The sequence below is a fragment of the Mesorhizobium sp. WSM2240 genome (assembly GCF_040438645.1).
GTDB lineage: Bacteria > Pseudomonadota > Alphaproteobacteria > Rhizobiales > Rhizobiaceae > Allomesorhizobium.
This window is the reverse complement of sequence record NZ_CP159253.1, coordinates 1,223,062-1,247,262: the sequence shown is the minus strand read 5'-3', so window position 1 is coordinate 1,247,262 and position 24,201 is coordinate 1,223,062. Positions and strand designations below refer to the sequence as shown.

20 protein-coding genes are annotated in these 24,201 nt (G+C 63.4%); 8 read left to right on the top strand and 12 right to left on the bottom strand.

Annotated elements, in window-relative coordinates:
- Positions 1-7: 7 nt before the first annotated feature.
- Positions 8-1,483 carry an aldehyde dehydrogenase family protein gene (locus tag ABVK50_RS05945; protein ID WP_353642436.1) on the bottom strand — a complete coding sequence of 492 codons (1,476 nt, stop codon included), beginning with the start codon at positions 1,481-1,483 and terminating at the stop codon, positions 8-10.
- A 185-nt stretch (positions 1,484-1,668) separates the two neighbouring features.
- Here ABVK50_RS05945 and zwf point away from each other — a divergent pair, with 185 nt between their 5' ends.
- From zwf to edd, 3 genes are read left to right on the top strand one after another with little or no spacing between them, the layout of a single operon-like run.
- Positions 1,669-3,141, top strand: a complete 1,473-nt coding sequence (zwf, locus tag ABVK50_RS05940; protein WP_353642437.1) for a glucose-6-phosphate dehydrogenase — start codon at positions 1,669-1,671, stop codon at positions 3,139-3,141.
- A 5-nt stretch (positions 3,142-3,146) separates the two neighbouring features.
- Positions 3,147-3,845 carry a 6-phosphogluconolactonase gene (gene pgl, locus ABVK50_RS05935; protein ID WP_353642439.1) on the top strand — a complete coding sequence of 233 codons (699 nt, stop codon included), beginning with the start codon at positions 3,147-3,149 and terminating at the stop codon, positions 3,843-3,845.
- Between the two features lie 58 nt (positions 3,846-3,903).
- Positions 3,904-5,727, top strand: coding sequence for a phosphogluconate dehydratase (edd, locus tag ABVK50_RS05930; protein WP_353642440.1), 1,824 nt, complete (start codon positions 3,904-3,906; stop codon positions 5,725-5,727).
- A 2-nt stretch (positions 5,728-5,729) separates the two neighbouring features.
- Here edd and ABVK50_RS05925 read toward each other — a convergent pair whose 3' ends face one another.
- The 4 genes from ABVK50_RS05925 to ABVK50_RS05910 all read right to left on the bottom strand — a co-directional run bounded on the left by ABVK50_RS05925 (position 5,730) and on the right by ABVK50_RS05910 (position 12,104).
- Positions 5,730-7,385, bottom strand: coding sequence for a VWA domain-containing protein (locus ABVK50_RS05925; protein ID WP_353642441.1), 1,656 nt, complete (start codon positions 7,383-7,385; stop codon positions 5,730-5,732).
- A gap of 84 nt (positions 7,386-7,469) precedes the next feature.
- Positions 7,470-8,432: a GlxA family transcriptional regulator gene (locus tag ABVK50_RS05920; protein ID WP_353642442.1), complete on the bottom strand. Its 963-nt coding sequence runs from the start codon at positions 8,430-8,432 to the stop codon at positions 7,470-7,472.
- 51 nt (positions 8,433-8,483) lie between these two features.
- Positions 8,484-9,383, bottom strand: a complete 900-nt coding sequence (locus tag ABVK50_RS05915; RefSeq protein ID WP_353642443.1) for a bifunctional methylenetetrahydrofolate dehydrogenase/methenyltetrahydrofolate cyclohydrolase — start codon at positions 9,381-9,383, stop codon at positions 8,484-8,486.
- Between the two features lie 117 nt (positions 9,384-9,500).
- Positions 9,501-12,104 (bottom strand): Wzz/FepE/Etk N-terminal domain-containing protein, encoded by a 2,604-nt coding sequence (locus ABVK50_RS05910; RefSeq protein ID WP_353642444.1) that lies wholly within the window; start codon positions 12,102-12,104, stop codon positions 9,501-9,503.
- Between the two features lie 183 nt (positions 12,105-12,287).
- Between ABVK50_RS05910 and ABVK50_RS05905 the strand changes: the two genes are divergently transcribed.
- Positions 12,288-13,583 (top strand): lipopolysaccharide biosynthesis protein, encoded by a 1,296-nt coding sequence (locus ABVK50_RS05905; protein WP_353642445.1) that lies wholly within the window; start codon positions 12,288-12,290, stop codon positions 13,581-13,583.
- A gap of 3 nt (positions 13,584-13,586) precedes the next feature.
- On the opposite strand, the gene ABVK50_RS05900 is transcribed toward ABVK50_RS05905, so the two are convergent.
- Genes ABVK50_RS05900 through ABVK50_RS05890 form a run of 3 tightly spaced genes read right to left on the bottom strand, consistent with a single transcriptional unit; the run spans position 13,587 to position 16,449 of the window.
- A complete protein-coding gene (locus ABVK50_RS05900; protein ID WP_353642446.1) occupies positions 13,587-14,501 on the bottom strand; it encodes a DUF6492 family protein in 915 nt (304 codons plus the stop codon).
- Entirely contained in the window at positions 14,498-15,277 is a 780-nt protein-coding gene (locus ABVK50_RS05895; RefSeq protein WP_353642447.1) for a WecB/TagA/CpsF family glycosyltransferase, read from the bottom strand. The genes ABVK50_RS05900 and ABVK50_RS05895 overlap by 4 nt, the downstream gene beginning before the upstream one ends.
- Complete coding sequence (locus tag ABVK50_RS05890) at positions 15,274-16,449, bottom strand: glycosyltransferase family 4 protein (RefSeq protein ID WP_353642448.1); 1,176 nt, start codon at positions 16,447-16,449, stop codon at positions 15,274-15,276. Before ABVK50_RS05890 ends, ABVK50_RS05895 begins: the two co-directional genes overlap by 4 nt.
- Positions 16,450-16,614: 165 nt before the next feature.
- Between ABVK50_RS05890 and ABVK50_RS05885 the strand changes: the two genes are divergently transcribed.
- Genes ABVK50_RS05885 through proC form a run of 3 tightly spaced genes read left to right on the top strand, consistent with a single transcriptional unit; the run spans position 16,615 to position 19,772 of the window.
- Positions 16,615-17,613, top strand: coding sequence for a glycosyltransferase (locus tag ABVK50_RS05885; protein WP_353642449.1), 999 nt, complete (start codon positions 16,615-16,617; stop codon positions 17,611-17,613).
- Entirely contained in the window at positions 17,582-18,898 is a 1,317-nt protein-coding gene (locus ABVK50_RS05880) for an O-antigen ligase (RefSeq protein ID WP_353642450.1), read from the top strand. Before ABVK50_RS05885 ends, ABVK50_RS05880 begins: the two co-directional genes overlap by 32 nt.
- A gap of 58 nt (positions 18,899-18,956) precedes the next feature.
- Positions 18,957-19,772: a pyrroline-5-carboxylate reductase gene (gene proC, locus ABVK50_RS05875; protein ID WP_353642451.1), complete on the top strand. Its 816-nt coding sequence runs from the start codon at positions 18,957-18,959 to the stop codon at positions 19,770-19,772.
- A gap of 12 nt (positions 19,773-19,784) precedes the next feature.
- On the opposite strand, the gene ABVK50_RS05870 is transcribed toward proC, so the two are convergent.
- From ABVK50_RS05870 to modA, 4 genes are read right to left on the bottom strand one after another with little or no spacing between them, the layout of a single operon-like run.
- The gene (locus ABVK50_RS05870) at positions 19,785-20,126 is read right to left on the bottom strand and encodes a LysR family transcriptional regulator (protein WP_353642452.1); all 342 of its coding nucleotides are present in this window, start codon (positions 20,124-20,126) and stop codon (positions 19,785-19,787) included.
- Positions 20,127-20,145: 19 nt separating this feature from the next.
- Positions 20,146-21,255, bottom strand: coding sequence for a molybdenum ABC transporter ATP-binding protein (modC, locus tag ABVK50_RS05865; RefSeq protein ID WP_353642453.1), 1,110 nt, complete (start codon positions 21,253-21,255; stop codon positions 20,146-20,148).
- Positions 21,252-21,944, bottom strand: coding sequence for a molybdate ABC transporter permease subunit (gene modB, locus ABVK50_RS05860; RefSeq protein ID WP_353642454.1), 693 nt, complete (start codon positions 21,942-21,944; stop codon positions 21,252-21,254). Before modB ends, modC begins: the two co-directional genes overlap by 4 nt.
- 9 nt (positions 21,945-21,953) lie before the next feature.
- Positions 21,954-22,748 carry a molybdate ABC transporter substrate-binding protein gene (gene modA / locus ABVK50_RS05855; RefSeq protein ID WP_353642455.1) on the bottom strand — a complete coding sequence of 265 codons (795 nt, stop codon included), beginning with the start codon at positions 22,746-22,748 and terminating at the stop codon, positions 21,954-21,956.
- 194 nt (positions 22,749-22,942) lie between these two features.
- Between modA and ABVK50_RS05850 the strand changes: the two genes are divergently transcribed.
- Positions 22,943-24,190 carry an FAD-dependent oxidoreductase gene (locus ABVK50_RS05850; protein ID WP_353642456.1) on the top strand — a complete coding sequence of 416 codons (1,248 nt, stop codon included), beginning with the start codon at positions 22,943-22,945 and terminating at the stop codon, positions 24,188-24,190.
- The last annotated feature ends 11 nt before the right edge of the window (positions 24,191-24,201 follow it).

Below are 24,201 nucleotides of genomic sequence, written 5' to 3'. Positions count from 1 at the left end.
GCTTTTTTTACCCGTGATTGAAAACGATCGTCTTCGTGGCGGACATGTCGTAGAGCGCCTCGAAACCCTTCTCGCGACCGTGGCCCGATTTCTTGAAGCCGCCGAAGGGCAGTTCGATGCCGCCGCCCGCGCCATAGCCGTTGACGAAGACCTGGCCGGCGCGCACGCGCTTGGCGACGCGGTGCTGACGGCCGCCATCCTTTGTCCAGATGCCGGCGACCAGGCCGAAATCGGTGCCGTTGGCGAGGTTCACCGCCTCGTCCTCGCCCTCGAACGGGAACAGCGTCAGCACGGGGCCAAAAATCTCCTGCCGCGCAATCGCGGCTTCGGGATCGACCGAACCGAACAGCACCGGCGCGTAATAATAGCCGCCGGCCGGCGCATCCGGGTGCACCGAGCCTTTGGCGAGAACCGGAATCCCCATCTCTTCGGCCGCCGCGACCATGCCGGCAACCTGGCTTTTCTGCTTGGGATTGATCAGCGCGCCGAGATCGAGATCGGCATCGTGCGGGCCGGCGACCAGCTTCGAAAACCGCTCGGCGAGCCCTGCGGCCACCTGTTCGTAAACCGACCTTTCGATCAATACGCGGCTTCCCGCCGAGCAGGTCTGACCGCCATTCTGGATGATGGCGTTGACGAGAACGGGAAGCGCCTTGTCGATATCGGCGTCGGCGAAGACGATCTGCGGCGACTTGCCCCCAAGCTCCATGGTCACGCCGCGATTGTTGATCGCCGCCGCCTGCTGGATAGCGGTTCCGGTCATCGGCGAGCCGGTGAAGGTGACGTAGTCGACCAGCGGATGCGCCGAGAGCGCTGCGCCCGCCTCTCGGCCGTAGCCGGTCACGACGTTGAAGACGCCTTCGGGAAAACCGGCCTCCAGCGCCAGTTCGGCCATGCGGATCGCGGTCAGCGACGCATCCTCGGCGGGTTTTACGACCAGCGTGTTGCCCATTGCCAGCGCCGCGCCAGCGACTCGGGCAAGTATCTGCAGCGGGTAGTTCCACGGGATGATGCCCGCCACCACACCGTGCGGTTCGCGCAATGTCAGCGCCGTGTAGCCGTCGAGGAACGGGATGGTGTCGCCATGAATCTTGTCGCCGGCGCCGCCGTAGAACTCGTAGTAGCGCATGGTAGCGGTGACATCCGCCCTGCCCTGCCGCACCGGCTTGCCCGTGTCGCGCGACTCAAGCGCGGCGAGTTCGGCGCCGTCGCGTTCGACCAGATGGAAAAGCCTGGTCAGGCAGCGCCCGCGCTCCACCGCCGACATTCTCGCCCACGGACCTTCGTCGAAGGCACGCCGCGCGGCCTTCACCGCCCGGTCGACATCGGCGGCGCCGGAGGCAGGGATGGAGGCGAACGCCTTGCCGTCGGAGGGACAAACCACGTCGATGCGCTCACCCGACAGCGCGTCCACCGGCTTGCCGTCGATGAACTGCATGAAGGCGCGGCCCTCGGCGACCGTTGCGGAAAGATGCGTGCCCATCGGCCATTCTCCTTTGGCTTTCGCCCGCGCCACGCCTATGTTGCGCCGCCGTCATCAAGCGCGACTACCACCCTCGACAAACAAGTGGGTTGCGCCAGTGTCAAGTTTGAAGATGTGACAGTGTGACACTGGCCACGTTAAATCGATTAGATTATAGCAGCGACCGTCAGGTATACGGAATCACCATGACCAGTCAGATCATCCCCGTGGAACCGTTCGATTTCATCGTCTTTGGCGGTACCGGCGACCTCGCCGAGCGCAAGCTCCTGCCCTCGCTCTACCACCGCCAGCGCGCCGGCCAGTTTTCGGAACCGACCCGCATCATCGGTGCGTCGCGCTCCAAGATGACCGACGACGAGTTCCGCGCTTTCGCCCGCAAGGCCATCGCCGAACACGTCAAGCCGGAGGACACTGTAGGCGACCAGGTCGAGCGATTCCTTACCCGGCTGTTCTACGTTTCGGTTGACGCCAAGACCGGCGAAGGTTTTTCCAAGCTGAACAAGGCGATCGGGTCCAAGGAGGTGATCCGCGTCTTCTATCTCGCCGTCGCACCGGGGCTTTTCGGCGACATCGCCGGCAATTTGCAGGAACACGGTCTCGTGTCGCCCAATTCCCGCATCGTGGTCGAAAAGCCGATCGGGCGGGATCTGGCGTCTGCGCGTGCGCTGAACGACCAGATCGGCGCGGTGTTCGACGAGCAGCAGATCTTCCGCATCGACCACTATCTCGGCAAGGAGACGGTGCAGAACCTTATGGCGCTGCGCTTCGCCAACGCGCTTTACGAGCCGCTGTGGAACTCCGCCCATATAGACCACGTCCAGATCACCGTGGCCGAAACCGTCGGGCTTGAAGACCGCGTCACCTATTACGACAAGGCGGGCGCGCTGCGCGACATGGTGCAAAACCATATGCTGCAGCTTCTATGTCTCGTCGCAATGGAAGCGCCAGGCTCCATGGAAGCCGACTCCGTTCGCGACGAGAAGCTGAAAGTGCTGCGCTCGCTGAAGCGCATCAATGGCGCCGAGGCTCCACGATCGACGGTTCGAGGACAGTATCGCGCGGGTGCGTCGTCCGGCGGCGCAGTGAAGGGCTACATCGAGGAACTTGGCAACGGCCACAGCAACACCGAAACCTTCGTGGCGATCAAAGCTGAAATCGCCAACTGGCGCTGGGCCGGCGTGCCCTTCTATCTCAGGACCGGCAAGCGCCTTGCCTCGAGAGTCTCTGAGATCGTCATCGAGTTCAAGCCGATCCCGCATTCCATCTTCGGCGAAGGTGCCGGCAATATCTGCGCCAACCAGTTGGTGATCCGGCTGCAGCCCGATGAAGGCGTCAAGCAGTGGATCATGATCAAGGATCCCGGGCCTGGCGGCATGCGGCTAAGGCAGATCGCGCTCGACATGAGCTTTGCGGAATCTTTCAATGAGCGCAATCCCGACGCCTATGAACGGCTGGTCATGGATGTGGTGCGCGGCAACCAGACGCTGTTCATGCGCCGCGACGAGGTGGAAGCCGCTTGGAAGTGGATCGACCCGATCCTCGGCGCATGGGAAGACAGCCGCCAGGAGGCGCAGGGCTACACGGCCGGCACGTGGGGTCCGTCCGCCTCGATCGCGCTCATCGAGCGCGACGGCCGCACGTGGCACGAGAGTGACTGAGCGGCATGGCCGACGGCGTTACCCGGCACGAATTCGCCTCACGCGAGGAACTCGCCGAACGATTGGCGAGCGCTGTTGCGGACGTGCTGCGAGGGGCGATCGAGAGGCGCGGAACTGCGCTGCTGGCAGTTTCCGGGGGCAGCACGCCTGCGCTATTCTTTCGCCAACTGTCGCAACAGGAACTCGACTGGGACAGTGTGACCGTCACGCTTGTCGACGAGCGCTTCGTCCCGGAAGATTCGCCTCGCTCGAATGCCCGGCTGGTCCGGGAAAACCTGCTCCGGAACAAGGCGGCGACCGCCCGGTTCACCGGGCTGTTTTCGGACGTGGGCACGGTCGAAGACGCGGCGGACAGGGCCGGCGAAAGGTTGAGCCGCCTTTCGCTTCCGCTGGATGCAGTGGTCCTCGGCATGGGAACCGACGGCCACACCGCCTCGTTTTTTCCGGACGCCGGCAATCTGGGATCGCTGCTCGACCCTTCCAGCGAAGCAATAGTCGCGCCGGTCCATGCGGCAAGCGGCGGCGAGCCTCGACTGACGTTGACCTTGGCGCGGATCGTGGAAGCAGGCTTCGTCGCCCTCCATATCGAAGGTGCGGAAAAGCGCCGTGTGCTGGAGGCAGCGTTCAGCACGGAAGAGCATCTGCCGGTTCGTGCGGTGCCGGATCACGCGCCACAGCCGGTACAGGTGTTCTGGGCGCCGTAGTTTGAATGCCGATGCCGGAAGTCTCCCGCTCCGGCATCACCGAAGAGGATCTGCCGTCATGACCGCCAGAAAAGATATCGAGGCCATCACCGAACGCATCCGGCAGCGCTCGAGGAGTTCGCGCGACATCTATCTGGAGCGGATCGATAACGCCGCGAGCAGCGGCGCCAACCGCGCGGTGCTTTCCTGCGGCAATCTCGCTCACGGTTTCGCGGCCTGCGCGCCCGCCGAAAAGACCGCGCTCGCCGGAGACAGGGTGCCCAATCTCGGCATCATCACTTCGTATAACGACATGCTCTCGGCGCACCAGCCCTTCGAGACGTTTCCGCAACTGATCAAGCAGGCTGCGCAGGAGGCGGGCGGCATCGCACAGGTGGCGGGCGGCGTGCCGGCCATGTGCGATGGCGTCACGCAGGGCCAGCCGGGCATGGAGCTGTCGCTGTTTTCGCGCGACGTGATCGCCATGGCGACCGCGATCGGCCTCAGCCACAACATGTTCGACGCCGCCGTCTATCTCGGCGTCTGCGACAAGATCGTGCCAGGCCTGGTGATCGCCGCGCTGACCTTCGGTCATCTGCCGGCGGTGTTCATCCCGGCCGGACCGATGACCACCGGCATTCCGAATGACGAGAAGGCGCGGGTGCGCCAGCTTTACGCGGAAGGCAAGGTCGGCCGCGCCGAGCTGCTGGAGGCCGAGTCGAAATCCTATCACGGGCCGGGCACCTGCACCTTCTACGGCACTGCAAATTCCAACCAGATGCTGATGGAGATCATGGGGCTGCACACGCCGGGCGCCTCCTTCGTCAATCCCAACACGCCGCTGCGCGATGCGCTGACCAGGGAGGCGGCGAAGCGGGCGCTGGCGATCACGGCCATGGGGAACGCCTACACGCCGGTGGGACGGATGATCGACGAGCGATCGGTGGTGAACGGCATCGTCGGGCTGCACGCGACCGGCGGCTCGACCAACCACACGATCCACCTGATCGCGATGGCTCAGGCTGCGGGTATCCAGATCACCTGGCAGGACATTTCCGATCTTTCCGAAGCGACGCCGCTGCTGGCACGGGTCTATCCGAACGGGCTGGCCGACGTGAACCATTTCCACGCTGCCGGCGGGCTAGGCTTCCTGATCCGTGAACTGCTCGATGCCGGCCTGCTGCATGAAGACGTTCAGACCGTCTGGGGCGAAGGCCTGCGTCCATACGCTGTCGAAGCCAAGCTTGGCTTCGATGGCGGTGTGATTCGCGAGGCTGCGCCGAAGATCAGCGGCGATGACAAGGTTCTGACCACCTTCGCTAGGTCGTTCCAGCCGACCGGCGGCTTGCGGGTTCTCGCGGGCAATATCGGCCACGCCATCATCAAGACGTCGGCGGTGAAGCCCGAACGGCGGCTGATCGAGGCGCCGGCGATCGTGCTCGACAGCCAGCAGGCGCTGAACGACGCCTTCAAGGCCGGCCAGCTCGATCGCGATTTCGTGGCAGTGATCCGGTTCCAGGGACCCAAGGCCAACGGCATGCCCGAACTGCACAAGCTGACGACGATACTGGGCGTGCTGCAGGACCGCGGTCACAAAGTGGCGCTTGTCACTGACGGCCGCATGTCAGGCGCTTCCGGCAAGGTTCCGGCGGCGATCCATGTGACGCCGGAAGCTCTCGAGGGCGGCGTCATCGGCAAGATCCGGGACGGCGACATCATCCGGCTGGACGCCGACAACGGCGCGCTCGAGGTGCTTGCACCCGCTTCCGAACTGGCGGTGCGGAAAGTCCCGGATATCGACCTTTCGGCCAACGAGCACGGCTTTGGTCGTGAACTGTTCGCCGGCTTCCGCCAGATGGTCGCACGCGCCGACCATGGAGCCAGTGCGTTCGGGACGGCATAACGCTAAGGAACTGTCACCTCGGTTCGCTCGCCGGCATTGACCGTCGCAGTCGCTTCCTTCTTGCCGCCATTGTCGCCTCGATCGGCGACAATCACATAGTCGCCGGCAGGCAAGGTCGCCTGGTGCCTCTCGTCGAAGGCATAGCCGAACGCCTTGCGGTTGCCCTGAATGTCCTTCCTGGCCTCGAACACCTCAATATGCTTCGCGCCCGGTGCTGAGACGGCAAGCACGCCTGCGTTCAGGTCAGCGGTGACGTCCTTCGCCTCGCCGGCGCGGATGTTGAAGGGCTGCTCCGCCTCCGCCTTATCCATTCGCACCATCGCGACGTAGTCGCCCGGCGACAGCTCGAATTTTGTATCGGGGCCAAAGCCGTAGGTAACCTGCTCGCGCGAGCCGTCGATGTTCTTTTTGGCCTTGAATATCTTGACGTCGAGCCCGGAGGCGCCGACCTTTTCGCCGCCTTCGGCATAAAGGGCGTTGACGATAACGCTGCCAATGCCGAGCACCACATCTTTCTCGACAGTCTGGCCGGCGGCCAAGCTCAGCGGCTCTGTGACTTCGCCCTTGCCGATCCTGACAGTAACCTTCTGCTCGCCGGCGGGCAGGACAATCCTGGTCAGGCCGTAATTGGTGGCTTTGCCGCCCGGATATTCGGTGACGACGGTCGCGCCGTCGCTGACCTCCGCGCCCTCGCTCGCAAGCGGCCGGACGATCAACGTGCCGGCGTTGAGCACGAAGGCCGGCTCGGCGACCTTGCCGGCTTCGATCTTGACCGGCATTTCGGCGGAAGCCTCGCCGAGCGTCGCCCTGACTATATAATCGCCGGGTTCGAGACTGCCCTTGTAGTTGTTGTATTCCGTTGCGACGCGCTCACCCTTCGTGCCATCAGCCTTCACCGCATAGATTTCGTAAGCGTTTCCAGCTTCGTTCAACGCCGGCTGGCCCTCGGCCATGATCGTCTGCGGGATGAAGTTGAATTCGGGCGCGGCCGGCTCGGGCGCAGGTTCTGGCGCGGGCTGCGGTTCCGGTTCGGGAGCAGCCGCAACCGTCGCCATCAGCGCATCCTTCAGTGCGCCTGCATCCGACGCCCGGATGTATCTGCCGCCGGTGTTCTCGGCGAGGCACGCCACCTGCTTGCCCTCTTCCGCCGTCAGGCCGAAGCCGACGACATGGGCGGTGAAGTCAACGCCCGCCTGCTCGAGTTCGGTTCCGACAGCGCAAGGGTCGGCATTGCAGGTTTCGAGGCCGTCGGTGATCAGAATGACTGTCGCCTTGTCCTCGGTGTAGCGCAGTGCTTCGGCGGCCTGCCGGACCGAGGCGGAAAGCGGCGTCTTGCCGAGAAACTTCATCGTATCCGCCGCGGCGGTTATGGAACTGGCTGCGCCCGGCGCGGGCGCGACCACCAGTTCGATGTCGTCGCAATTGCCCTTTTCACGATGGCCATAGGCCAGAAGCCCCAATTCCATGTCGGCCGGTATGGTCTGGAGCACCGTCCTCAGCGTCTGGCGTGCGATTTCGAGCTTGGGCTGACCGCCGATCTGGCCCCACATGGAGCCCGACGCATCGAGCACGATGATCGTGCGATCCGTAGCTGCGGCCGCGGCCGCCATCCAGAAGACCAGAAAGGTAGCCAGCACGCCTCGTGACAATGCGATCATGATGTCCCCCTCGATCCGCCGTTCTCTCGCGGCCGCAAGCTAACGAAGCCGCCAGGGGCTGACAACCCGTAGGGGCATCCAAGCTCAATAGGTGGTGCGGCGTTCTTCCGAGGGCGGGCGGCCGAACTGCAGCCGATAGCTCTGCGCGAAATAGGAATGCGAAGTGAAGCCGGTGGCGATCGCCACATCAAGGATCGGCATGTTGGTCTGGCGCAGCAATTCGCGCGCCCGCTCGAGCCTGAGCCGCATGTAATAGCGGCCGGGCGTGACGTTGAGATGGCGCAGGAACAGGCGTTCGACCTGACGCACCGACAACCCAGCGGACTTCGCCAGTTGCACCGCCGAGAACGGCTCGTCGAGATTGTCGGCCATCAGTTCGACGATCTTACGCAGCTTCTCCGATTTGCCGGTCAGGTCGCGCTCCGGACCGACGCGCTGGCGGTCGCCAGCGGAGCGGATGCGCTCGTGCTGGAACTGGTTGGCGACACCGTTGGCGATGCCGGAGCCGAAGTCAGTGCGCACGATCTCCAGCATCAGGTCGATGGAGGTCGTGCCGCCGGCGCAGGTATAGCGCTTGCGGTCGATTTCGAACACGTTGCCGGTGCATTCGATATCCGGGAATTTTTCCATGAAGCCGGCCCGGTTTTCCCAATGGATGGTGCAGCGATGGCCTTCCAACTGGCCGGCCTCAGCAAGAAGGAAGGAACCCACTGAAAGCGCGCCGAGCGCGCCGCCGCGCCTGCCCCAGCTGCGGAGCGCGCCAAGCACCTTGCTCTTGCCCGGAAATTCGGTGGTCAGGCCGACGGAAACGAACAGAATGTCGACAGGCGGAAGATCGGCGACGCTGTAGTCGATCTTCAGCGGCAGGCCGTTCGACGCCATGACCGCGTCGCCGTCCGCCGACACAGTGGTCCAGCCGTAGTAGTCATAGCCCAGCAGCCGGTTCGCCGATCGGAACGTGTCGATCGCGGCGGCCAGCGAAAACATCGAGAATTTGTCGACCAGCAGAAACGCAAACTGCCGGCCCCCCTGGATTTGGTCGGGCATGGCCGGCCGTTCTACAGCAACAGGAAGCGGGGGCAAAGCTCGGACCTGGGTTTAGAATGTCGGGCGCTTGAGACCCGCGGCACGATATGCGGAAACCAACGTGTTGGCCATCAGCAAGGCAATTGTCATCGGGCCGACGCCGCCCGGCACCGGCGTGATCGCGCCGGCGGCCTTTTCGGCCTCGGCGAATGCCACATCTCCGACCAGCCGCGACTTGCCCTCACCCTTTTCCGGCGCCGCGATTCGGTTGATGCCTACGTCAATGACTGTGGCGCCGGGTTTTACCCAATCGCCCTTGACCATCTCTGGCCGACCGACGGCGGCAACCAGGATGTCGGCGGTGCGGGCAAGCGCCGGCAAATCCTTCGTACGGCTGTGGGCAATGGTCACTGTGCAGTTTGCGGCCAGCAGGAGGTTGGCCATCGGCTTGCCGACGATGTTCGAGCGGCCGACAACAACAGCATTCAAGCCGGACAGATCCTTGCCGCGCACACGCTCGATCAGAAGCATGGAGCCTGCCGGCGTGCAGGGCACGAAGGCGGTGTCGAGTTCACCAGTGCCGAGCTTGCCGACATTGATGTAATGGAAGCCGTCGACGTCCTTTTCGGGCGCGATGGTCTGGATGATGCGGCCGGCATCGATGTGGGCCGGCAGCGGCAGCTGCACCAATATGCCATGGATCGCCGGGTCCGCATTCAGATCGCGTACGATCGCGACCAGTTGTTCCTCCGACGTTTCGGCAGGCAGCGTGTGCTGAACCGAATGGAATCCGCATTCCTTGGCCTTGCGGCTCTTGGAGGAGACGTAGACCTGGCTTGCCGGATCCTCGCCGACGATGACGACCGCCAGGCCAGGCGTGATCGCCTTGGCATTCACCAGTTCACCTGTGAGCCGCTTTACAGTCTGCACGACCTCATCGGCTACGGTTCTTCCGTCAATGATTTCGGCCATGATCGATCCTTTGACTGGAGCTTGGCAGTCTGCGGCATAGTGGCGAAAAATTGCCGGCGCAATCCGCCAAAGCGGCGTCGCGTGGCGTAAACTCGAAACCGCTGCGGAATTCGTCGCTCAGAAATAGCGGCGGCGCTGCCGGGCTTCGGTGAAGTCGCGCACGGCCTCGCGAAATTCGCGCAGGCTGGACCGGATTTCGTCGATCGGGGCCTGCTGCGTCTCCACAGGCGGAGGAGGAGCTTCCGGCTGCCGGAAAGGCGCAGCCGGCGCCGCAGCGTGCGATGCGTAAGGTTGCACTGCTGCATGCTGAGGATAAAGCGTCTGCGGCGGCATGTGCGCCGGATAGAAGCCCGCTGGCTGCTGCCCCTGCTGCGCATAGGGATAATAAGATTGCGGCGGCATCTGCGGCTGCTGCCAATGCTGCGGCTGCTGGAGCGGGGCAGGCGGGTAAGCCACCTGCGGCGCATAGTGCGTCGCAGGTGCGTTGGGATCTGCATAGTACGGCTGCTGCATCTGCGGCTGCCCGTAAACGGGCTGCGGCTGTGCCGGCGGATAAGGCTGCGGGTAGGCCTGCGGCTGCATCGGATAGACCGCAGGGGCGGACGCAGGATGTGGCGCGCCAAAGGGTGGATAGGCATAGACTGGATCTTGCATCGAACTTCCCCTCGATCTTTCGGACGTCTCATGGCGGCGCGGCGCGCTCTGCGGCTCCGGCTGCGCCTCGGGCGCGACGTCGGCCGGAGCGGCTTGCTGGCTGCTCGTTTCCGGCCGGACGGCGCGATACCCGGTTTCCTGATCCGCCGGCAGGGATGAGCCAGTCCCTTCCGGGCCTTTTGCAGGAGTAATCGGGCTGGATGGATCGCGCCTTCGCGGCTTCTGTCGCGCCGAGCGCGAACTGGCGGTTTCGCTCAGGCTCTCATAGGCTCCGCGCATCCCGCCGAAGCCGACGCCGGCGAAGAAGCCGAGCATCAGCCCGGTCAGCGCCATTGTCGAACGCGAAGGCGGATTGGCGTTGAGCGGCGGCCAGGCCTTGGAGATCACGCTCATATTGGCGGTGTTGATGTCCTTCTGCTCGCCGGTTTCCCGTGCACGCAAAAGGAATGCCTCGTAGACGGCGCGCTTGGCGGACGCTTCGCGTTCGAGTTCGCGCAGCGTGACCAGTTCATTGCTGAGGTCGCCCTGGCGCACCTTAAGCTGCGCGAGCCGCGAGGCAAGTTCCTGTTCGAGTTGGACCGCCCGCTTCAACTCCGTCTGCGTCGACGAGACGATGCGGCGCAACTCGCTGTTGATCATGTCGCGTGCGCCCGCAAGCTGCGCCTCGACCGCCATGCGTTCGGGGTGACGTGGGCCGAGCCGCACCGCCATCCGGTCGGCGTCGCTTTTCAGCGCCGAATATTGGGCGCGCAGCTCCTGGATCGTCGGCGAAGTGAGTTCTTCCGGCAGAGTTCCGCCGAGCACCGCATCGACATTGACCGAGCGCGTCGACGCTGCCCTTGCGTTCAGTTCAAGCGTTCGCGCACGCGCCACCGAAAGCTGCTCGTTCAACTTGACGATCTCGTCATCCGTGATCAGGCGACCTTGGGCGTCGATGATGTCGTTTTCCGCCTTGAAGGTCTCGACCTTGCGCTCGGCCGCCTCGACGCCTGCGCGGAGCTGGTCGAGTCGCGAAGTCAGTTCCTCCTCGGCCCGCCCGGCCGTATTGGACTGGATCTGGCCGTAGGTCTGCAAAAAAACATCGGTCATCGTGTTGGCGATCAGCGCCGACTTCTCGCCATCCCTGGTGACCGCGCTGATCATGATGACAAATGTCTTGCCGCCACGTTCGACCGTCAGGGCCTCGGAAAGATTCTGGACGGCAAGGGTGTGCCGTCTGTCACCGGCGCCATCGCCATCGCTGCGCGACAGAAGCGAGCGGAGATTCGAGATAAACGCGCCGATCCCGCCATCGCTGCCCTCGCCGTTGAATTCGGGATCGCTGGCGAGGTTAAGGCGATCCACGACCTTGATCAGAACCGTGCCGGAGGTCAGAATCCGGACCTGGTTCTCGATGATCGCCAGAGTTGCCTCATTGGAGAGCCCGCTCTGGGTGATATCGCGTTCGACCAGATTGAGGTCGCGCGGATCGACCAGCAGCTCGGCTGTGGCCTCGTATTTCTTCGGGGTGGAAAGGGCGATCATGACGCCCAGAATCGCACCGAGGAGTGTCGTGCCGACAATGATCCATTTCGATTTGGCTATGCCGGCGACCACCTTGCCGGGGTCGATGAGCGGCTTCCAATGTTCGTCCGGTACGTCGCGATCGGCAGCCGGCTCGGCGATTTCGACCTTAGAGATATCGACGCGGCTATGCTCGCGGCGGCCGACGGGGGCATCCCAAGCTGGACGAGGCTCATCGCTTTCGGCCTGCAGGGGCCGCCTAATCCAGTCCGGCAGGAGGCGGCCGATCCGGCCCGTCTTGGCTGACGCGGGCTCGGCCAAGGGGGCAGGTTTTTGATCGATTGCGGGGGCGTTTTCGAGGCGCTGCTGAGGCGGATCGCTCCACATTTCCCGCTTCTGCCGGGCGACTTGATGGCGAGCGGCAGCATTGTCAGAGCGCGGCGGCTCCGCTGCAGCAAGAAGCGACCCGGACCGCCGCGACACCTCCTCGCCCGGGCGCGGATCGCCAAACGAAAGCAACGAGCGCTCACGCCGTGGATCGTCGCGTTGGTCGGTGTCAAACATGGATTGCGGCCGTTTCTCGACGCATGCCGGATTGGTGAATGCAAACGTTAAGCCACGCTAAACAGCCATGGAAAACAAAAGGTTAATTTCCTGGTTTGAAGACGTGCATCATTTGGTCCTTGAACCTATGTCGGCCTCTCCCGGAACCGGCCATTAAACTTTCCGCATTAGCATTGCCCAGACATGACCGAGGCAAGCGATATCCGGCAAAGGCGGCCTTTCGCCAGAATTGGCGCGTTCCTTTCGGAGCGGCGTGGTCTCCTGCGCGATTATTTCGCGGCGATCAGCGGCGCCGGCGGCCGACTGGTGTTTTCGCTGCTCTACTTCGTCGCGCTGGCGAACACGCTGTCACTGGCCGATTTCGGGCTTTTCGCAACCGCATCGGCCGCAGGCGTCATGCTGTCGCGGATCCTGGCGTTCGGCTTCATCTCGGCGCTCTACCGAACGGCGACAATCCGCCCGAACCTGATCGGTACGTATACCGCGGGCTTCGGCGCAATAGCGGCGCTATCGCTGCCGGTCGTAGCAGCCGCGTCCTGGCTGACCTATTTGCTGTTCTTTTCCGGCCAGATGGCGCTTTCCCTGTTTGCGGCCGTGATATTCGCGGAGGTGCTGCTGTGGCGGCCCTTCGAAGTCGTCATCATCGTCAACAACGGCTTGAACCGGTTCGGGCGAGCGGCTTCGCTGACCATTTTCGGCACTGTGATGCGGGCGGCTGGCGCCGTCGTGTTCGCGTTTTGGCCGATCGACAGCCTGGCCGCCTGGTCAGGCATCTATATCGCCGTCAACGCCATCGCGCTCATTGCGGCGGTCGCGTTGTTCTATCCGCGCCAGCGACTACGTTTCCAGCCGCGTCTCTACTGGCGGCGGCTTGCCGATTCGCTCTATGTCGCAGGGGCTGAGATCCTGTTCTACCTGCAGATGGAGTTCGACAAACTGCTCGTGCTGGCCATCGGTGGACCGCAGCTTGCAGGCCTCTATGCGATCGTCATGCGGTTGGTCGATCTTACCGCTATCCCGATCCGCACGTTTTCGATGATGCTGGTGCAGCGGATGATGCGCACCCCCGACATGCTGAAAAGCTGGCGCATGCGCGGCGGCATCGAAGCCGGCATCTTTGCTGTTTCGACGGGCGCGTTGCTGAGCCTTGCTATAGTCCTTCACTTTTTCCCGGCGGCATTAGGCAGAACCGTAGCGGAGGCCGCGCCGCTGGTCGGACTCGCGGTTTTCGTACCGGGGCTGCGCAACCTAGTCGAGTATCAGGCCGAACTGCTGTTCGCGCGCGGGCAGACGCTCGTGCGGGCGCTCAATCTTGCCTTGCTGGCGGGTGCGAAGGCCGTCCTGCTGATCTTCATCATGACGAACAGCCTCGACACCGCGGTCTTCATATGGTCGCTGAACGCGATGTTCGCCGCACTCTATCTGGTGTCGGCGCTGTTGACTTATTCGGCGCTGCGCATGCCGGCCAAGCCGGTCTGATGGCTACGCCGCCTGGGTCAGGCGACGGATACGGTCGATATCGGTGCCTATGAAAGATTGCATTCCGATCGCCACCTGTTGTGGCGACATGCCGGCGACGAAGCGCCGGAATTCGTCGTCGGACATGGCGGAACCGGTCCAGTGGACGCGGCAGAATTCCTCGCCGGCATGGAAATGCCCGGCACCGCCGAGCACCTCGTCGACGAAGCGACCGTAGATCAGGCATTCGGAAAATTTGCGGGACGAGCCGACCACTTCGACCCAGTTGCGGCCGTGCAGCCGCTCGATTTGCGCGCACATCCCCTGAACGTCCCGCCTGCTCCAGGCTATCAGGGTGGAGATATAGTCATGCGGCGAAATCGCCGGATGCTCGATGCCCAGGGCCGCGCCGGCGTTTCGAGACCAGGTTGCGTGATCGCCTGTGCCCGGCAGCGCATTGTCGCGCCGGAACAGCCGCAGCCGGCCGTCACTCCGAAACGCCGCGCAGTCGAAGGGTTTCAGGAAGACCACATCGGAATCGCAATAGACGAGAACGTCCTCCTCCGCATGGGCAGCGATGGCGATGCGCCGAAGCTGCTGAACGTGCCAGCCGCGCAGTGGCATTGTTTTCCAACTCAGCCAGATGCGGCGGCGGAAGAGGCTCGCAGGATCGCTGACCGCGTGGAGCCACGTTGGGAGCAGGTCGCGCTCGTCGACCACGGTCCGTGACCTCGTTTCAAGCTGGCGAAACAGCGCCACGTCGTCCCGCTCGACCAGTAGGTAATGATGCGACAAGCCGGTCACATGCCGGTCCACCGTCTCGCAAAGCAGGCGGCAGCGCTCGAAATCGGGCGCATAGCTGGCCGTCACCATGGCGGAAGCGGCCGTTTTGCCGATCAGACCGAGCGCGGCCGCTTGCGGCAAGAAGCGGCTGTTCACCGGCTGCCCCTGCCACGGGCGAGCTTCTGGCGCAGGACGCGCGCAAGGAAGAGCGGATTGCCGACAATATAGCGTCGCCAGAGGCGCCCGGGCTCTATAATCAGCCGGAAAAGCCATTCCAGGCGCATGCGCCGCATCCAACCGGGCGCGCGCGGCACGGCTCCGCTCAGGAAATCGAGCAGCGCGCCGACAGCTATCGGCAGCGTGCAATGCTTATCCGTCAGATTCCGCGCGATCCAGAGTTCCTGCCTCGGCACGCCCATGGCGACCAGCAGCACATCCGGCCGTAACTCTCTTATGGCTTCGATGACGCCCGGTTCTTCCTGCGGTGAAAAATACCCGTCATGGATCACGATATAACTGTGCTGAGGAGCGATGGCAGCCAGCTTGCCGGCGGCCGCGTCGGCGTTGCGGCGTGTTGCGCCGAGCAGCCCGACGGTCAGCGGTTTGGAAGCGGCCCTGAGGAAGCCCGGAATGAAATCCGTGCCGTTGAGGTTTGCCGGAAAAGGCGAGCCGTAAAGGATCTTCGCCGCCATATCGACACCGACGCCGTCCGGCAGGATGAGGAAATCTTCGAGCGCATCGGCGAACGCCGCGTCTATGGAAGCGACATTGGCGTTGTGCGCATTGAGGAAACTGACTTTGGTGAACCTTCGTTCGGCCAGCATGCGCTTCAAGAGGCCGATCGCTTCGTCCCACCCGGCGCTTGCAACGGAGATGCCGAGTATGGTCTTGCAGGCGGAAATGCCGATGGCGTTGGCGGCGTGCATGTTCATGCCAACGCCTCGTGCCGCTGGTGGCCGAGCGCTTCCAGGCCGCGCCTGACCTGCGCGTCGAGTTCGGCGCGCTGGCGGCGATAGAACGCGGCGCCGTCGGCATCGGCGATCTCGCCTGCGGCGGCGCGCTCGAGCGCTGCCGCAAAGGCCGCCGGATCGTCGGCAACGAAGCAGTTTGCGGGAATATGCCCGACGCCGCGCAACGATGAGCTCGTGGCGACGGTCGGCAGACCGAGTTCGAATGCCTCGATGGTCTTCAACTGCACGCCGGTCCCTGCCCTGCTGATCAGCGGCACGACTGCAGCACTGCAGACGAAATCCTGCGCGTCGGGAACGCGACCGACAAATGTCACGCCCGGATGGGACGAGGTGACGCCGGCGGGTTTGGAGCCGGCGATGCGGATCGTGAAATCGCGGCGCAAGCGCGGCACGACCTCACCCAGAAACCAGTCGAGACCAATGCGATTGGGCTGCCATGTCCAGGTGCCCACAAGGGCTGCGTCGCAATCCCTGCGGCGTGCGGCCGGTGACGGCGGGGCATCGGGCCGAGTCACCAATGGCAGTGCGGCCGATTTGGCATCGGAAGCCACGCCCAGCGCCGCCCGGTCTTCTTCCGCAAGCGTGAAGACAAATCGTGCCTTGCCGCAGAGCCGCGCCTCCAGGCGTTTCAGAAGCCGCGCCTCACGCCGGAACAGGAAACGCTCGAAAGCGCCCTTCGCGGCGGTCGCGTTTTCCATTGCCGAGACATGCTCGACATTGTGGGCGACGAAGATCGAGGGCCGGTCGTCGAACAGGTCTTCGAAGGCGCCGGCAAACTGCACGGAGTTCAGCACGTAGCCGTCAAAGGGCCCGGCCCCTGTGACGGCGCGGTGCAGACGTTCCGGGCTGACCAGCCGCAGCTTTACCGAGGAGAATGTCAGGCCGGCCAGTACCGCCTTGGCGAGCCATCTGAGCTTCTGCGCGATCGACGCATGCTCGTTGCGAACGTCGACGGAACCAAGAACGATCGTGTTTTCGGGATCCAGTGCCTGCCGGCCGGGCCAGGTGAAGCCGATTACGGTCACGCGAACGCCTGCACGGCGCAAAGCCGCGATGATCGCGGCGTTGGCGATCTCGTAACCCGAGCCAAGCCCGCCGTCGGGCACGATCGAAGTGGCAAACAGCAGATGCATCTCACCTATCCTGAGATGTCGAATAGCCAAACCCAGTGAAGCCTTGCTTAAAATGCCGACCCGGCGGGGGCAAACCGCGGCAAGCAGACAGCCATCCGCGAAAGGTGTTTAACGAATCCTTATCGCCGCCGGTGCTATTCAAGCCAGGAAGTTACGGACGTTCGCATGAAGCCCTTGCAAAAAGATGGACCGGTTTCGATCGCCGGCCGATCTCCGGGACTGGTCCCGGCGACGATCGAGGCCGTTGTGACGGTGCCGACATTCCGTCGGCCGGAACAGTTGCTGGCCACGCTGGAATCGCTGCGGCTGCAGGAGACGGCGCGCCCGTTCGCAGTGATCGTGATGGAAAACGAGGCGGATGCGCGCGAGGGCGCCTACGCCGCGGTGCCGCTTTTCGACACGGGCGCGCTGGAGGGGATGGTCATCATCGCGCATGAGCGCGGCAATTGCAGCGCCTACAATGCCGGTTGGCAGACCGCCGTGATGCATTTTCCGGGTTTCAGGTACTTGCTGGTCATCGACGACGACGAGGTGGCCGACCGCCGCTGGCTGGAAAACATGTGCGCCGCTGCGGAGAAGTACGAAGCGGACATCGTGGGCGGACCGCAGGTTCCGGTCTTTGCCAGCCCGGCGCACGCCAAATGGGCGGAGCATCCCGTCTTTGCGCCGCCCTACACGAAGAGCGGAAGGGTCGGCGCGCTCTATTCGTCAGGCAATCTGCTGGTTGGCCGGCATGTGCTGGCTGCTATGGGTCCGCCATTTCTCGACCTCAAATTCAACTTCATGGGCGGCGGCGATTCCGACTTCCTGAGCCGGGCAGCGCAGCGCGGGTTCAAGCTGGCCTGGTGCGCCGAGGCGCCGGTGCATGAAGCGGTGCCACCGCGCCGGGTCGAGACCGATTGGATCCGCGCACGCAGCCTTCGCAACGGCGTCATCTCCACGCTGGTCGAGAAGAAGAAGCGGGCCGGCACGCCCCTTTCCAACGCTCGAGTGTTTGCAAAGAGCCTGGCGCTCCTCGCCGCGTCGCCGCTCCGGGCTTTGGCCCGGACCGCCAGGACCGGCTCACCGGCGATCGGCATCTATCCGGTCCATGTCGCGCTCGGCCGGGTTCTGGCCGAGTTCGGATACGCCAATGAACAGTACCGTCAGCCCGAAAAAAACTGACGCCGCGCCGATCACGGCGGCATTTTCGCGGAGCGGCGTCACCACAGCCATCGCGACGATCCTGCTGACCGTCGCGATGGTGTCGTTCAAGCCATTCCAGCCAGCTGCCACGAACGTCGGCGACGGCGGTGATATCGTCAATCAGCTCGGCTTCGGTTCGCTGGGCGCGCTTTCGATCTTCTCACTGGTGGCCTTTGCCAATCCGCGCGTTGTCAGCGCCCTGTTCAGCCCGACCTTTCTATTGATGATCGGCTTCCTGCTGCTTTCGGCATTCAACGCCACCGACCCAAATGCCGCGATGCGCGCCGCCTCCTTTACGCTCATCGGCATTCTGACGATGGCGACTGTATTGGCGATACCCCGCGATGCCGACGCGTTCTCGACCGTCATCGCGGTGGCGGGGCTTTTCGTCATCGGGCTGAGCTTCGCCGGCCTGATAATATTTCCGAACGACGCCATGCACACGGCCGATTCCATCGAGGCCGAGCACGCCGGGCTCTGGCGTGGCGTCTTCAGCCACAAGAACATCGCCGGCCCGGTGATGGCCTGCCTGAGCTTCGGTGGTATCTACCTCTTTCGACGCGGCTGGAAGGCGACAGGCGTGCTGCTGTTTGTCAGCGCGATGGTCTTCATGATCAACACAGGCTCCAAGACGACAGCAGGTCTGGTGCCGGCTTCGATCCTCGTCGTAGTCGTGCCGAGCCTGTTCGGAATGCGGCTGATGACGCCGTTGCTGTTTGCGCTTGCGATGATCGGCACGTCGCTCGCCACGCTTGGCATCGTCTTCATCGACCCTCTGAAGCAGCTTGCAGCGGAGCATTTCCCCGAGCTTACCTATACGGGGCGTACGACGCTTTGGGAGTTTGTCGGCGAGATGATCGCCAAGCGTCCCTGGGCCGGCTATGGCTATATCAGCTTCTGGGGCACCGACGCCGTCACCAGTACGGCCCAGCCTTTCGATCGTGCCTGGGACGTGCGCGGCATCGTCCATGGCCACAATGGCTATCTCGATATCGCAGTGACAATGGGCCTGCCCGCAATGTTTGTCGCCATCTGGGCGTTCCTCATCGCACCGCTGCGAGACTACATGCGCATTCCTTTGCGCAAGGAGAACATTTTTCTCGGCGATTTCTTCATGATGGTCCTGCTGTTCACGGCTCTCAATTCTTTTCTGGAGAGCTTTTTCTTCCGGCGTGTCGACCCCGTATGGCTGTTCTTCGTGTTCAGCGTCATCGGGCTCAGGCTGACCGCCCGCTTCCCACTCAAGGCTTCCAATCCGGACTAATCGGCCTCTTTCGCATGAGTGCCGGACCGTCTAAACGGAGGCAGGACGGAGGCTCGGAATGACAGTGAAGGTCGTGCTCGCCGGTTGCGGCAACATGGGATACGCCATGCTTTCGGGCTGGCTGAAATCGGGCAAGCTCAGGCCAGACGAGACCTTCGTCATCGAGCCCAATGTAGAATTGCGGGCACGGGCTGGAGCACTCGGCAGCAGCGTGGGCAGCGACGCCGGCGACATTCCGCCGAGCGCCGTCCCTGCCCTGGTCGTACTGGCGGTGAAGCCGCAAGTGATACGCGAGGTGACGGCCGGGTACCGGCGCTTCGGCGACGGCCGCACGATATTTCTCAGCATCGCGGCGGGAACAGCGATGGCGACATTCGAAGAAATCCTCGGAGAAAACGTGCCGATCATCCGTTGCATGCCCAACACTCCGGCTGCAATCGGCAAGGGCATGCTGGTTACGTATGCCAATGACCGAGTGTCGGACGGCACTCGCAAATTCGTCGCCGACCTGCTTTCGGCCAGCGGCGAGGTCGCCTCTATCGACGACGAACGCCTCATGGATGCGGTGACCGCCGTCTCCGGTTCCGGCCCGGCCTATATTTTCCATTTCATCGAGTGCCTGACGGCGGCGGCAGAAAGCGCCGGACTGCCGACGGAGACTGCAAAATTGCTGGCGATGCAGACGGTCTATGGGGCGGCTTCATTGGCTGCTGAAAGCCATGAGGATCCGGGCGTGCTGCGCCAGCAGGTGACCAGCCCGAACGGCACCACGGCGGCGGCGCTCGCTGTTTTGATGGGCGAGGACCGGCTCAAGCGGTTGGTTACGGATGCGGTGGAGGCAGCGAGGATCAGAAGCATAGAATTGGGCAAATAGCGCCCGCCTGGACTACCCCGCCTCGATCTCCGCCTGCAGCGCCGCCAATTGGTGCGAGGCTGCGGCGACTGCGGCGTTCTCGATGGCGCGAAACCGGGTGACGACCGAAAGTCCGAGGGGCGTCAGCGCTGCGCCGCCGCCGCTTTTCCCGCCGGTACGGGCAGAGACGAGCGGCTTGCCGAACAGACGGTTGAGATCGTCCACGAGATCCCAGGCGCGCTTGTAGGACATGTCCATGGCGCGGGCCGCCGCCGAGATCGAACCCGACGAAGAAATCTCTTCGAGCAGCGCGATCTTGCCGGGTCCAATCCGGCCTTCGGGGTCGAGATTTATCCGCAAGCTGAGCGAAGGCATTCTTGTAAGGCGCTCCCATTCAGAAGCCTTGGTCGATCAGGCTATTCGACAGGTTTTCCTGATCGAAAGCCACAGATTTTATCACCGCAAAGACTTCCTGGCCGACATGCAGCCGAAGCGCATCAAGGGACAGGCGGGTGATCCGCGACAGCACCTGCTGCCCTTGGCAATCGATATTTATCTCAACCAGCGGATCGCCCGCATGGGCAATCCGCGCGACCTTCCCGCGCAATATGTTCTGGGCGCTGAGCCCGACCGGTTCGGTGGTCGCGATCATGACGTCGCGCGCCCGGAGCCGGAGCCTGATAGCCGAGCCGGTCTCAGTGCGTAAGCGCGGAACCCGGATTTCGCCGGCGGCCGACTTCAGCACTGTCATGCCGTAACCGATGTCGTGATCGGCGACAATCATATCGAGCACGACGCCGCCCTCGCCCCGTTCTTCGGCCGGGAGAAGATCGAGCCTCTGGATGATCTCGCCGGTCGGGCCGGCCGCAGCGACTTTGCCGTCCGATATCACGACGATATCCGTCGCAAGCCTGGCGACCTCGACAATCGAATGGCTGACATAGACGATCGGGATTTTCAGCTCGTCGCGGAGCCGCTCGATATAGGGCATGATCTCGCTTTTGCGCGCCTCGTCGAGCGAGGCCAACGGCTCATCCATCAGCAGCAGCCGCGGGCTGGCGAGCAAGGCCCGGCCTATGGCGACACGCTGCTTTTCGCCGCCGGAAAGCAAATTCGGCCTGCGCTCCAGCAGATGGCCGATGCCGAGCAGCTCCACGATGCGGCCGGTGTCCGCGTAACGTTCGCGTGCCGGAGCGAACCACTTGCCGTAGCCAAGATTGCGCCGGACGCTCATATGCGGAAACAGCCGCGCATCCTGGAACACCGCGCCGATGCGGCGGCGGTGCGGCGGCACGAAAACGTTGGACATCCGGTCGGTGAGCACGCGGCCGTCAACCGCAACGCTGCCATGATCGGGCCGGATCAGTCCCGCGATCATACTGATGATCGAGGTCTTGCCCGAACCCGACGGTCCAAACAGCGCCGTCAGGTGACCTGCGCTCGCGAACCGCGCCTCCAGCTGGAAGCCACCGAGCCGGTGATTGATATCGACTAAGATGGTCATGCGCCCTCGATCCGGCGGGTGGCACGCTGGGCGAGCGCTTCCGAAGCCATGAGCGCCGCCATCGAGATTGCAACGGAAATCAGGGTGAGCCGCAACGCGCCCGCATCGCCTCCGGGGATTTGCGTGAACGTGTAGATCGCCGACGGCAGAGTCTGCGTTTCGCCGGGGATGTTCGACACGAAAGTGATGGTTGCGCCGAACTCGCCCATCGCCTTGCCGAAAGACAGGATCATGCCCGCAATAATCCCGGGCAGGATAAGCGGCAGGGTGATGGTCGCGAAGACCCAGACTGGTCCTGCGCCGAGCGTACCGGCGGCGGCCTCCAGCCGCCGATCGACGGTCTCGATGGATAGTCTGATCGCGCGCACCATCAGCGGGAAACCCATGATCGCACAGGCGAGCGCGGCCCCGGTCCAGCGGAACGAGAATACGATGCCGAAATGCTCGGCGAGGAACGCGCCCACCGGCCCCCGCCTGCCAAAGCTCAGCAGTAGGAGATAGCCGGTGACGACGGGCGGCAGGATCAGCGGCAAATGGACGATGCCGTTGAGGAGCGACTTTCCCCAGAAATTCCCCCGCGCTAGAATCAGAGCCGTGAGCAGGCCGAGCGGCAGGCTCCCCAGCATGGCCCAGACAGCGACCTTGATCGACAGCCGCACCGCATTCCATTCGTCTGGCGTCAGTTCCATGCGAGATTGCTAGTTAGAGGCGACCGGAGCGAGCACCGTAAAGCCCTGCGCCTCGAATTGTCGCCTCGCCTTGGCCGATTGCAGATGTTTTACAAATTTCACGGCGTCCGGATTTTTGGAATCCGCGATCACTGCGGCGGGATAAACGATCGGCGGATGCGTCTCCTCCGGAAATATGCCGATCACTTTTACAGCCGGCTCGGCTACGGCGTCGCTTTGGTAAACGATGCCGAGCGGCGCCTCGCCGATCGCAACCAGTTTGAGCGCGGCGCGAACATTCTCCGCCTGCGCCACCTTGTCTTCGACCTCGGCCCAGACGCCGAGCCTCTCGAGCGCTGCCTTGCCATATTTGCCGGCAGGCACGGCCTTCACGTCGCCCATTGCCAGCCTGCCATTGCCGAGAAGCTCGGCAAGCGGGAAATCCGGCGCGATGCTGGTTTCGATTGTCGAGCCTGTGGCTGCGATCAGGACGATGCGGTTGCCGAGGAGGTTTGTCCGGGAGCCGGGCGCGATAAGCTGCTTTTCCGACAGATATTCCATCCAGTCGAGATCGGCCGAAATAAAAATATCGGCCGGGGCACCCTGCTCTATCTGCCTGGCCAGCGCCGAACTTGCCGCGTAGGAAATGGTCGCCGTTTGGCCAGTCTTGGTCTGCCAAGTCTCATTGACCGCATCGAGTGCGTTTTTGAGGCTGGCGGCCGCAAACACGACCACTTTCTCGGCCGAATGAACGGAAGGCGCGGATGAAAGCGCCATTACCATCGCGCCAATCAGCGCGGCGAACCTCCATCCATTTCTGCCCATCTCGACCACTCTCCAAAGCAGATCGCAATCAACCTATGCGAAGGCTAGCGATATATCCAGATGAATATAACACTAGCCAGTGCGGCTGGTACAACGCCGAGATGCGGCACGGCCATACTGATCCGTGCTAGTCCACGATATGCATCGAGAGGCCGCTTATCGGAAGGCAACGGGCGGGAGGAACAACTGAAAGCATGAAGGGAGCGGTTGTCATTGTCGGAGCCGGCATTGTGGGCGTGTCGGCGGCCATCTGGCTGCAGCGGGAAGGTCATGAAGTAATCCTGATCGACCGTGGCGGACCCGGCGAAGGGACGAGCTACGGCAATGGCGGCGTCCTTGCCTCCTGCGCGATCGTTCCAGTCACGGTGCCGGGCCTGCTGCGCAAGGCGCCTCGCATGCTTTTCGATCCGCGCCAACCGCTTTTCCTGAAATGGCGACACCTCCCAAAGCTCGCACCTTGGCTCAGAGCATATCTCAGCCATTGCACGCCCGAAGACACGCGACGGATCGCCAATGCGCTCTTTGCCCTTACCGGCGACAGTCTTGCCGAGCATCAGGCGCTTGCCGACGGTACCGGAGCGGAGCCATTCGTCGTGCCTTGCGACTATTTCTACGTCTATCGCGATCGGTCTCAGTTCGAGGCCGACACCCTCGGCTGGTCGATCCGCAGGGAACATGGTTTCCGATGGGACGAACTCGACGGAACAGCGCTTCGCGAGCATGACCCGATCTTCCGGCCGGACCTGAGCTTTGCAATTCGGCTGGGCGGGCATGGCCGCATCACTGATCCGGGAGGCCACGTCAAAGCGCTGGCGCGGCACGTAGAAGTCCGCGGCGGGCGTGTCATCCGCGCCGAAGTGACCGACATCGTGCATCAAAACGGCCGCGTCACCGGCGTCCGCGCCGGCAGCGAAACCATCGCCTGCTCCGCCGCGATCGTCACGGCGGGGGTGTGGTCGGGCTCATTGACCAAGAAGTTGGGGCTTGAGGTGCCGCTTGAGACTGAACGCGGATACCACATCGACCTGCACGAGCCGAACCGGATGCTCAGATCGCCGGTGATGTTCGCGTCAGCGAAATTCGTCGCAACACCGATGGAAGGCCGCCTCAGGCTTGCCGGCATAGTCGAGTTCGGCGGGCTGGCCGCGCCGCCCTCCCGCGCACCTATCGATCTGCTGCTCAGGAACATACGCGCCACAATGCCGGATCTGACCTGGCGTGACGCGAAGGAATGGATGGGGCATCGGCCCGCAACACCCGACTCCATCCCTGTGATAGGAGCCGTGCCGGGCATTGAAGGCGCCTGGCTCGGGTTCGGCCATCACCATATCGGGCTTACGACAGGGCCCAGGACTGGCAGGCTTCTCGCGCAACTGGTTTCGGGCCAACGACCGAACTTAGACCTTGCGCCCTATGCCCCTTCACGTTTCACTAGGCGGTAACAATCGAATTC